The 11,148-nt window shown below is 44.4% G+C and carries 10 protein-coding genes; 3 read left to right on the top strand and 7 right to left on the bottom strand.

What is annotated here, in order from left to right:
* A partial coding sequence (locus Q0668_RS17255) for a molybdenum cofactor guanylyltransferase (protein ID WP_298866875.1) occupies positions 1-554 on the top strand: 554 nt, incomplete at its 5' end.
* Positions 555-597: 43 nt separating this feature from the next.
* Here Q0668_RS17255 and Q0668_RS17250 read toward each other — a convergent pair.
* The 4 genes from Q0668_RS17250 to Q0668_RS17235 all read right to left on the bottom strand — a co-directional run bounded on the left by Q0668_RS17250 (position 598) and on the right by Q0668_RS17235 (position 6,648).
* Complete coding sequence (locus Q0668_RS17250; RefSeq protein WP_298866874.1) at positions 598-2,355, bottom strand: glycosyltransferase family 39 protein; 1,758 nt, start codon at positions 2,353-2,355, stop codon at positions 598-600.
* 190 nt (positions 2,356-2,545) lie between these two features.
* Positions 2,546-2,986, bottom strand: a complete 441-nt coding sequence (locus Q0668_RS17245; RefSeq protein WP_298866873.1) for a hypothetical protein — start codon at positions 2,984-2,986, stop codon at positions 2,546-2,548.
* 30 nt (positions 2,987-3,016) lie between these two features.
* On the bottom strand, positions 3,017-4,540 hold the full coding sequence (locus Q0668_RS17240; protein WP_298866871.1) for a 2-isopropylmalate synthase: 1,524 nt from the start codon (positions 4,538-4,540) through the stop codon (positions 3,017-3,019).
* Between the two features lie 386 nt (positions 4,541-4,926).
* Positions 4,927-6,648 carry an NADPH-dependent assimilatory sulfite reductase hemoprotein subunit gene (locus tag Q0668_RS17235; protein ID WP_298866869.1) on the bottom strand — a complete coding sequence of 574 codons (1,722 nt, stop codon included), beginning with the start codon at positions 6,646-6,648 and terminating at the stop codon, positions 4,927-4,929.
* Positions 6,649-6,959: 311 nt separating this feature from the next.
* Between Q0668_RS17235 and Q0668_RS17230 the strand changes: the two genes are divergently transcribed.
* Together Q0668_RS17230 and folD are read left to right on the top strand one after the other, a co-directional pair.
* Positions 6,960-7,451, top strand: coding sequence for a phosphatidylglycerophosphatase A (locus Q0668_RS17230; protein ID WP_298866868.1), 492 nt, complete (start codon positions 6,960-6,962; stop codon positions 7,449-7,451).
* A 69-nt stretch (positions 7,452-7,520) separates the two neighbouring features.
* Entirely contained in the window at positions 7,521-8,396 is an 876-nt protein-coding gene (gene folD, locus Q0668_RS17225) for a bifunctional methylenetetrahydrofolate dehydrogenase/methenyltetrahydrofolate cyclohydrolase FolD (protein ID WP_298866866.1), read from the top strand.
* Between the two features lie 126 nt (positions 8,397-8,522).
* Here folD and Q0668_RS17220 read toward each other — a convergent pair whose 3' ends face one another.
* The 3 genes from Q0668_RS17220 to Q0668_RS17210 all read right to left on the bottom strand — a co-directional run bounded on the left by Q0668_RS17220 (position 8,523) and on the right by Q0668_RS17210 (position 10,905).
* Complete coding sequence (locus Q0668_RS17220) at positions 8,523-8,822, bottom strand: hypothetical protein (RefSeq protein WP_298866865.1); 300 nt, start codon at positions 8,820-8,822, stop codon at positions 8,523-8,525.
* Positions 8,823-9,324: 502 nt separating this feature from the next.
* Positions 9,325-9,822: a hypothetical protein gene (locus Q0668_RS17215; protein WP_298866864.1), complete on the bottom strand. Its 498-nt coding sequence runs from the start codon at positions 9,820-9,822 to the stop codon at positions 9,325-9,327.
* A 102-nt stretch (positions 9,823-9,924) separates the two neighbouring features.
* Positions 9,925-10,905, bottom strand: a complete 981-nt coding sequence (locus Q0668_RS17210; RefSeq protein WP_298866862.1) for a DUF1559 domain-containing protein — start codon at positions 10,903-10,905, stop codon at positions 9,925-9,927.
* Positions 10,906-11,148 lie beyond the last annotated feature (243 nt).

Here is an 11,148-nt window from a genome sequence, read left to right as displayed (position 1 = left end):
CTTTGGGCACTGAATTAATGTTACCAAGAGTTGTACGAATTGTTTCTTCTATCGTCTCGCCCGTTATGGTTATTGCCGCACAAGGACAGAAGTTACCCGAACTGCCCGAGTTCGTTACTGTCATCCATGATAAAGAATCGGGGGCAGGGCCTCTCTCGGCAATTGGACATGGGCTGGCTGCTCTGCAAGATCAATGCGATGCTGCCTTTGTCTCGGGCTGTGATACACCTCTGATTCACGTTTCATTTATTTCAAAGATCATATCAGCGTTAGCCGAAAATCAACTGGTTATGGTTCGAGAGGGAAAATGGTATCACCCTCTGGCGGCCGTTTATCGGACTTCTCTGGTGGAATCGATTCAGCATTTAATCAGTTTAAATCAACGGCGTCCCATTGATCTGGCGAACGAGGTCGATGCCTGTTTTCTCGATGCAGAGGAGTTACGTGAAGTTGATCCACAATTGCAGGGGTTGCAGAATATTAATACGCCAGAACAGTATTTTGAACTCCTGCGTGAAACGGGGCTTGAACAAGCAACGAGATTGCCTTTCTAACTCGAATCCATTCTCTGTACTGGAATCTCCAGAAAATTATCATCTAGGGGAATAATCCTCGATTAGCCCTGTTCACAGCTATTTGCCAACGAATAACGTCTTCCGGACTCAGTTCATACATGTTAATGGAATATCCCAGCTGTGCCTTTGGTTCGAAAAACCGGAAAAAACCTAATGCATCTGCACCCAGGTTATGCCGACTGCCATCTTGTTTTCTAATAGAGTAGGGGCGCCCCTGAAGAATACTGGCACTGATAGCATAGCGTCCAGGCTCAGGGATGAAATCAAGAGGTAAATTGTATTCGATACCTAGTGCCGAAGGAGGAATCGTTCCAAAATATGCCAGTTTTAAATCATCAATCTGGTTGTCGCGCAGATATTCTTTCAAGCGATATAAATCCTGCCCCCAATCGAGATTAGAATCAATCAAATGCAGGTCACCATTTTCAGGACCGCCGGACAATTCATTAAAATACGCTAAATGAGCAGGGGCAAATCGCAATGACAATGGGAGTGACAAGATTGCAACAATGACCAGATAGGAAAAAAACTTGTGTTTAAAAAAATCGAGGTGTTCAGCCAGGGGGGCAACCATTAAAAACAGGAACGGAAACACGGCCAGGATATATCGCAGGCCCAGTTGATTATTGGAAAAACTGGCGATGAGAATCAGTAGTATTACAGGCGTGCTTAGCATTCCCAGAGAGCGCAGCGACATGCGGCCAGAGTGGTTTCGCTGCTTATACCAGAGGTAAATTGCCATCAGGAGCAATAATTGAACGCCATGGGGTAGTTTATATAGAAGTGCGTAAAGGTAATAGCAGCGGAATCCATGCAATTCCCATTGGTTATCCAGATAGGTTGGATGCGTTTGTTGCATGATGAAACGTTGTAGATCAAATCCCATCAGATAATCTCGAGGGATCGGTAAAGGAATATTCTGAAGTAGAGTGGGGAGTTCATTTAGAGTTTTTAATTCGGAACTCTGGAATTGATAGTTGCTGATTGGCTGGAATGTATCTTGAAACAAATAGCCGACATTTAACACAAAGCAACTCAGCAAAAGGAGTGTTAACCATCTTGCGAGTATCATTTTTTGAGAGAGTTCACTTTTGATTTCCGTACTTTTGTAGCGCAGCAGAAACCATTGAATGATCAAAATAGGTATCAGCAGGATAGCGGTAAATTTAGTGAGTTGAGCCAGGCCAAGAGCCACGCCGGTGAGCACGGCCCAGTTCCAGGAAAGATGATTCGAAAATTTCCAGCCACAGAAAACGGTCGCTAAAAAGAATCCGGTGATAGCAAGGTCCTGAGTTCCCAACGCAGCATTTGCTAAAATATTCGGACTCATACTCCAAAGAAAGACCGCCAGGCAGGCTGCTGAGGTACCAAACAGTTCTCGCGCCCAGATGGCTAACAGGATTCCAGAGATAACTGAGAGGAATAGAATCGAAGATCGACCGAGTACATAATAATGGTGAAAACTTTCCGGATTTGCCCGGATGAAGGCGTCACCGTAATCAGCTGGATCTGACGAGTGAGGAGGCGAGCCAGTTTGAGCCGAAGTAAACAGGAGCGGGATTGCGGACCAGGTTCTAATTAAGGGAGGGTTCAACCTGTCATAGTCAAATCGTCCTGTTTCCCAAGATAATAACCCCACAGGTAGATGCCAATATTCGTCGTGAGTGACTGTCAATTTTTGAGCTGAATATAAACCCAGACAGAATTGAAACAGTAGCATGGAGCCAATGATACTCCAGAATCCCTTACTTGTTTGAAATAGATTCTGAAACGAACTCATAGCTATCCAGACGCTGGTTCAAAATGAGCTGGGGTTGAATGAACAAATATCGTATTGATAATAGCCAGAGTAAGTATGGCACGGAAGCGATTTTGTAGTAGAAGAGACCAGACCAGGATAAAATAATCAGATGCTCTTTGTAGAGATCGACTCTCTTTCGAAATGACTGACTTGCATGACTAAGACTTTTTTAGTGCTGAGCGAGCCATGTTTTGATATCGCGTTTGATTTCTCTGAGAATAATTTTTTGTTCGGGAATAGCTTGATAAAAATGTAGTTCTGCCTGCTCGTATTCATTGAGATTCAGATTTTTAGAGGCTATTTCCATAATCCGATCTGCCATTTTCTGGATGCGGACATCTTCATCATTGGGATTGAAATCAACAGCCAGTGTCGTACGGAACGTGGTTGGATTGTTTTGTTTTCCTTTGAGTCTACCTCCTTCAACACGTGGACGAGAATCAGGAAATTCTTTGGCCAAGGCATTTTGCGTATCAGCAAATTGAAATGTATTCACTGCTTGAAAAACATATAACGACCCTGACATCAACAGACCAAAGATCAATAGGCTGAGGACAATCGTCTTGCCTTTGAACAATTTTGGTCGTGATTCAGGATCGTTAGATGTCATTTCTGAGTCATAATCGCAAATGTGAAATAATTAGTTTTCTTGCTTAGCTGCAGACTTATTAATTGCTTGTAAATATGCTTTGGCACTCGACTCAATGATATCAGTGCTCACGCCACGGCCCGTATATAATTTTCCGTCAATCAGGACTTCAACTCGCACTTCACCTTGCGCATCTTTTCCACTCGAGACGCTGCCAACGTGATATTGTTCCAGTACTCCGGAGATTTGTGAAATCCTCTCTAACGCACGAAAAACAGCATCAACGGGGCCATCACCGGTTGCAGCATCGCAGTGGATTTTTTCGTTTTCATCAATCAACTCAATTGTGGCTGTCGCAATTGTTCCTGTGCCTGCAGAAGTGTGGAACCGGACAATTTTCCATTTTTCAGGAGTATCTGAAACCTGGTTTTCGATCAAAGCAACAATATCTGAATCATAGATCTCTTTTTTCTTGTCTGCCAATGTAATGAACTCGTTGAAGATCCTTTCGAACGTTTCATCATCCAGCTTATGCCCTAAAGAATGAATGCGATCACGAAAGGCATGCCGGCCACTGTGTTTGCCCAGAACGAGATTGGTGCCAACGTAGCCGACATCTTCCGGACGCATGATTTCATAGGTTGAGCGTTCCTGCAGCATTCCATGCTGATGAATGCCTGCTTCATGAGCGAATGCATTTTTCCCCACGATTGCTTTATTGCGTTGAACGGTCATGCCTGTGACTGTCGAGACGAGGTGGCTGATTGGGTATAGACGTTTTGTGTTAATATTCGTTTGTATGCCGTAATAGTCAAAACGTGTTTTCAAAGCCATCACGACTTCTTCCAAGGCACAGTTTCCAGCTCGTTCGCCTAAGCCATTGATTGTACATTCAATCTGTCGAGCGCCGGCGTCCACTGCCGCCAAACTGTTGGCAACAGCAAGCCCGAGGTCGTTATGACAATGTGTGCTAATGATGGCCTGGTCGATGTTGGAGACGTTCTTTTTCAGTGTTGTGATCACATCGTGGAAGTGAGCGGGAGTCGCGTATCCGACCGTGTCAGGAATATTTACAGTTGTCGCACCGGCTTCAATTGCTTTTTCGACGACTTCACAAAGGAAGTCTTTCTCTGTTCGCGCTGCATCTTCAGGTGAAAATTCGATATCCGGACAATAATCGCGGGCACGTTTGACCATTTCCACGGCGGTTTCCACGATTTGCTCTTTATTCATTTTCAACTTGTGTTCGCGGTGGATCGAACTCGTAGCGAGAAACACATGGATTCGAGACTTTTCCGCTTCTTTTAAAGATTCCCAGGCACGGTCGATGTCGTCTTTGCGACAGCGTGCTAAAGCGCAGATTATCGTCTGGTTGCCAAATTCCTGTGCGATTTTGCTAACGGCATCGAAGTCTCCGGGCGAAGCGATAGGAAACCCTGCTTCAATAATATCGACGCCCAGCTCAACAAGTTCTTTGGCGACCTTCATTTTTTCGGAGGTTGTCATGCTACAACCAGGCGATTGTTCACCGTCTCTCAATGTGGTGTCAAAAATCTTTACTGTGTCATTGGTCATCGGTTTTCTCCAAGAATCAATTTCCACTCTCGTAATAGAGAGCTAATGAGAGACCAGAATAATACCAGCAAGGTAAATAAAAAACCCTGAGGCCGATCTGGTCTCAGGGTTTCACTGTTTTTGATTAACAATCGTACAAAGAACCTAAGACCTGGCTTGGGTAAGCAGGTTTAGTAGTAGGTTCAGGTTGAGTCGATTGTGAGTTTGCATCAGGTCATCTAGCTTTGCTTTTAGTCTCGATTGATAGTCTGACTGCCTCTTTGTTCAAATAATCTACCTGCTCAATCAATCACGGTCAACCCGTTCTTGATTGATTTTGACAAAATGTATGACAGCCTCTTTCGTCAGAGGTTCGGATCAACTACTGAAATAAACAAGTTGGCAGGTTATTTCGCAGTCAGGCCGGCTTTTTCCTGAAGCGTCTCTTTGCCCTTCCGATGACAAAAATCTCCAAACGATTCGTCGGTCTGACGTTCCTCTTTATAATATTCCAGTAGAGGAGAAAGTCTGCTGGTGATTTCACCCAGTGGGACCATGTCATCATAGATAAAAGCTAAACGGTTTCCGAGCGAATTTCCGCCGAGAAACAGTGTATATTTCCCAACGGCTTTACCCACCAGACCCACATCGGGAATGTAAGGGCGGGCACACCCGTTTGGACAGCCTGTCATGTTCACAGAAATGCGTTCTTCCTGAAGTCCCTGGCGTGCCAGTTCTTCTTCGAATTCTGTGATGAGATCTGGCAGGACCCGCTCAGATTCTGTGACCGACAATCCACACATTGGCAATGCCGGACAGGACATCGAAAATCGTCGAATCAGAGTCAGCTCATCCGCTTTTTTCATCCCATGATCTACAAGTATTTGCTCGATTGCTTCACGATCAGCAGGATCAATATCACAAAAAATAACACTCTGCTTAGCAGTAATCCGTGCATCAAATTGGTAAGTCTCCAAAATCTTTCGCAGGCCAGTTTTGATTCTGAGATCGCCCTCATCCTTGATGCGGCCATTTTCAATATTCACTCCAAAGAATAATTTACCATCCCCTTGATCGTGCCATCCCATGTGATCGTCGATGCCGGTGACTTCAATATCGCGAGGGGCTATCAGAGGACCACCCAGGAATTCTGATACTTTTTCACGGAACTTCTCGATGCCCAAATTGTTGACCAGATATTTCATACGGGCCTGTTTTCGGTCTTCGCGATTACCAAAATCACGCTGGACTTTTACCACCGCTTCAGCGACTGCGAGAACCTGATCCTTTTCCACAAAGCTTAGAGGTTTAGCCAGGGCCGCATAGGTTTTTTTGTTACTGGGGGTGACTCCCATACCGCCACCAACATAGAAGTTGTAACCGATGATTTCCTCGTTTTCGACAATCGCAAGCAGGCCTATGTCTTGTGTATAAATATCGACACAATTGTCTTCAGGTAAGGCGATGCCGATTTTGAATTTTCTGGGAAGATAAACTTTACCATAGATTGGTTCTTCAACTGGCTGAAACTCTGCTTCGTTAGTTTTATTGCCTGCCTCATCTGTGATCCATAAGTCAAAATACGAAGTCGTTTTGGGTTTGAGATGCTCTGCCAGCGCGTAGGCCATGTCCTGCATGGAATCGAAGATCGCATTATTTTTATAAGGGGCAGGGCACGCCATCACGTTTCGATTGACGTCTCCGCAGGCAGCCAGGGTAGTTAATTTGGAATCGTTGATTCCTTTGATAGCCGCTTTCAGATTACCTTTAATTACACCATGTAACTGAAACCCCTGACGTGTCGTCAGGCGAACGGTTCCATCGCCATATTGATCACACAAATCCAATTCTGCCAGAAACTGTTCTGCGGTTACTTTTCCTCCCGGAACTCTGGTGCGGATCATGCAGCTAAAAGCTTTTCCCTTGCGGGTTCCATCTGGATTCTTAGCCTTTCTAAGATCACGGTTATCCTGCTGATAGGATCCGTGATGTTTCAAAAGTTGGCATGAATCACCGGTGAATTCGTCACTGTCATTCGTTAATTCTTCAGCAATGGTTCCGCGAAGTTGACGGCTACCATCTTTAAGAAGTTCCAGTTTAGAACGCTTAGGGACCTCTGGAGATGTCATATATTCAATCCTGTATGATATAGTCAAAACGACATTCAGAATGTGACTTCACGGGAAGGGATTCTGAATGGCTGGGTAGATTTAATTTAAGTCCAATTGGCAAGAGGTGTTTGTTCAGCTATGATTCCTGATATTGAAGATCAGATCTTTCAAGCTTCTAGAGATCTCGTCAAATATTGGCGATTGAAAACGCGGGTTGTTCATTTGTACCAGGGAAAATCAACGTCAGTTAAAGTATAAACGACTTGGATTATCTTGAATAGTGACTTTTTAAAGGCCCCTGACAGCAGCGAATTTGCTGGTGATTCTTAATGAAACAGATCAAAGAGCAATGTATTCTGCTGTTGGCCACTGGGTTGGGCATTGGTTATCTCCCTCGCGCTCCAGGAACGTTTGGCAGCCTGTTAGGTCCTCTATTGGTCATGGGGCTGCTGTGTTTCAATCTGACGTTGCCCTTCTATCTTCTAGTCGCTGTTGTATTATTTCTGGTTGGCGTTTTTATTTGTGACCGCGCGGCAAAAATCCTGGGTTTGGACGACCCGGGTTGTATCGTTTTCGACGAATTCACGGCGTTCACTATAGTAATGTTGCCGGTACTAAACCGGGCCATCGATGGAAGCTTCTTTTGGATTTCACTCATTGCCTTTCTCTGGTTCCGCTTGTTTGACATTTGGAAGCCCTGGCCGGTTCGTTATTTTGATCGGATTCATGGAGGCTGGGGAATCATGGCAGATGATTATGTGGCAGCCGTTTATGCGGCGATTTGTCTTTACACCACATTAATTCTTTTAGGGTGGTTTTAGATTTCCTGCTGATTGGTTATGTTGTGTTCAACGTTGAATATTTCAGAAACTTTTCAAGGAATTTGCAGAGTGTCCGCAGATATTATCGATGGTAAAGCGCTGGCTACTACATTTCGTGAGCAACTTGCTCAGGAAGTGGCTCAGTTTAAAGCAGAATCTCAGATTGTTCCACATCTGACGGCTGTTTTGGTTGGTGATGACCCTGCCAGTGCAGTGTATGTCCGTAACAAGCAGCGTGCCTGTGAAAAAGCGGGAATCCAAAGTACCCTGAAGCGTTTGCCGGCTGATACCTCTGAGGCAGAACTAACTGAACTGGTACATCAGCTGAATGCCGACCAGAACGTACATGGTATTTTGGTTCAACTTCCTCTGCCAAAGCATATTACCGAAACAGCGATACTGGATGTAGTGCATCCGTTGAAAGATGTAGACGCATTTCATCCTGAAAATGTGGGCTTGATTGTACAAGGGCGTCCACGATATCTGCCTTGTACTCCTTATGGAATTCAGCAGATGATCCTCTCTACTCAAATGGAGACAGCGGGAAAACATGCTGTAATTTTAGGTCGTAGTGAGATAGTAGGCAAACCAATGGCCATGTTGTTGATACAGCGTGGATTGGGGGCTGACGCCACGGTAACGATTTGTCATAGTAGAACCCAAAACTTGAAAGAGATTGTGCGTTCCGCAGATATTATCATAGCCGCCATCGGTCAACCAGAATTTGTTACAGCAGATATGGTGAAGCCTGGCGCTGTTGTGATTGATGTCGGAATAAATCGCGTTAATGACAAACTGGTCGGTGATGTAGACTTTGAATCTGTGAAAGAAGTTGCTTCTGCGATCACACCTGTTCCAGGAGGGGTTGGGCCGATGACAATCGCCATGTTATTGAAAAATACACTGACTGCCGCCCGAATTCTCTCATGCAGCAACTCTCATTAATATGAGGGCTCCTTCGTCTCTCGATGATATTCTCGCTGCTCAGAGTAGAAATAAAAAAACTCTCCCGGCTTTCGGAAGAGTTTTTTATTGAAGTGTCGTGTCATGCGAAGATGACAGAAACCCAAATTAAGGTTTCTTGGGAGCATCCTTTTTAGCAGCTTCAGGCTTAGCTTCGTCTTTCTTGGCAGCTTCAGGCTTAGCTTCGTCTTTCTTAGCAGCTTCAGGCTTGGCTTCGTCTTTCTTAGCAGCTTCTGGCGATGTGCCATCTAATGCTTTAGCTGCATCACCTGGTGGAACAATATCAACTTCACCAGCAGGAACAGCAGGATCATCTGCAGGCTTAGGAGCAGATTCAGATTTTGGTGTGCAACCAGCAATGAATAATGTAAGCCCCAGTAACGTAAACATAGTCGAAAGTAATTTCATCTCAGTTCTCCATTTCTCAATTGATTATCAGATTTGTAAGAATGAGAGTCTTACAAATCGGGTTTGATTCAGTGGTGATTGAAGGAAACCCCGTTTATCAGGCCTGTTCTTATAGAACAAACTACCCTACCACACTATTAAGAGCCACTTTCGCATTGATTTATTCCAGAGAATTTATGATTTTTATTAAAACCTGAGGATCAGGTGGCCTGCACAGTTCATGGCATTGAATTCTTCAATAATCAAATCACCAAATATGATGAATTTCGGTGATTGGAGTATTGAAAAGTCTGTTTTTCCTGGTTTTATCTGTTGAGTGTATAAAAAAAACAGCTGAATCGAATGAGTCAGCCGCTTTCAATTCCAAATTATTTTTCAAGCCACTTTATAGCCCGATTAATTTGAAGGTACCTCACATAAACTGCATCAAATAGAATTTCACATGGGTCATCTTGGAGAAGGAATTCGAGAGGAAAACCTGTTTTGTTTCAAAGTGATGTGATTATTTTTTATCTAGCTTGAAGTCAGCTGTGTTTGGACCAGGCTTAAGATCAAATTTCAGCATGCTGGTTTGTGTTGACCCATACTTAACGGGAAATGGATCGTTACTCGCAGCACCACTGACTTTTCCTTTAGGGCCAATCTTGATGTTTGCTGCCATCTTTGTCGGGTCTACAACCTCAGTAGAATCAGGTACAATTGGGGCCGTGAGCTGCACTTCATAAATTCCCGTGGGTAAACCAGAATCATCACTGTAAACGAGTGTGTATTTCCCATCGGCTTGAACAACTCCTGCTGCGGTATAGCCTCCTTTTTGCGACATGAAGATGACCTGACAACCTTCTTTCAATGGTTGATCATCAATGGTAATTGTTCCACTTACCTGGCCACGTTCACCCGTATAGCCATCTCCCGTATCTCCTCCACCACAACCGGTAGAAATACTTAATAATAGAGTGGCCAAAAAGAGTTTATTAAAACCAGAAGCAAATCGCGTCATAATCTATTCTCACTTGTTGTAGTTATTTAAAAATATATATGAGCCTTGAGGGACTATGAACGGTCCACTCAAGGCTCAAGAATTACAATGAAGAATTAACTCCTACCATTCGCCGAGTGTCTGGTTATCATCTCGAACGGCTAAAAGTGTGAAGGTCAGCATGTCGATGTTATCACTAAGAAATCGAACGCCGCCATCGGTCAGCAGTACATGAGCACCACCCACGTGAAACGAAGTTAATGGACAGTTACTTCCAGAGGCATCATCCCACGCTGCCCACACAAGGCCATTTGCTCCCAGCACTTTTGCATTGGGGGGGTAACGAACAGTGACGTTTGAAACATTTGGTGTCCAACCACCCCAACCTGATAAGCCACCCATCGTCCAACCCCAGTTTCTGGCAGGACGGCGGTCTCCACGATTCAGGCCAGTCGCATCCCAGACATAGCCACTGATCTCACCTTCAATGATTGTGTTTGATGTTCCATCGGTACAATCTTTAATCTTTTTACCATTTCGGCTATCAATCATTCCTCGACTGGAATTCAGACCCCAGTTAGCAGAATTGTCCCAGTATTCAGCAGTGTCTGTAAATGTACCTCGGGGAACCGCACCAGAAATTCCATAATAATGTGAGGCTTCAGCAACTGCGGCATTAGCCCCACCTGGCAATGTGGAAGAAGGGCATGTCAGCCATTTTTGTTTGATACCTGTGTAAGCAGGGCGATTACCAGTCCAGCCCTCACTACCCGCACTAAAATTCCACTTATTGTAGATATTTGCCTGATCCACATAAGGTAGCAATGCCACCCACTGTGAATGGCCCCATTGCTCAGCACCTGCACCTGTTAAGCTGGAAATACCGTTTCCAGATGGAAATTGGCCATATGTTTCGTGGTAGTTATGTAGTGCTAAACCAATTTGTTTCAGATTGTTCTTGCACTGTGCGCGTCTGGCTGCTTCCCGCGCTTGCTGCACTGCCGGGAGTAATAGAGCAATCAGAATTGCGATGATGGCAATCACCACCAGCAATTCTATGAGCGTAAAGCCTTTCGAAGTTCGTTTGATTCCAAGTCTTTGCATGAGTGACGCCTCCTCAATCCTAATAAAAAGAAAAATAAAACATCTTGCGCGACTCAATTTTGAAATCACACAATATAAAACATCCAGCGATTAACTGGTTATTCGCTTCTATCAGATATTACGCTACGAAATACTTGAAAAATTCAGGGATAATCTATGTTATTCCTGCAGGAGGCGTATTGATCTCTTTGAGATTGAGCTAGCAGGGTGTCCGGAAATGAAATCTAGCGGTATCGCCATTAA

This window comes from uncultured Gimesia sp., assembly GCF_937910335.1.
Taxonomy (GTDB): domain Bacteria; phylum Planctomycetota; class Planctomycetia; order Planctomycetales; family Planctomycetaceae; genus Gimesia.
This window is presented reverse-complemented; position numbering and strand designations above follow the sequence as displayed.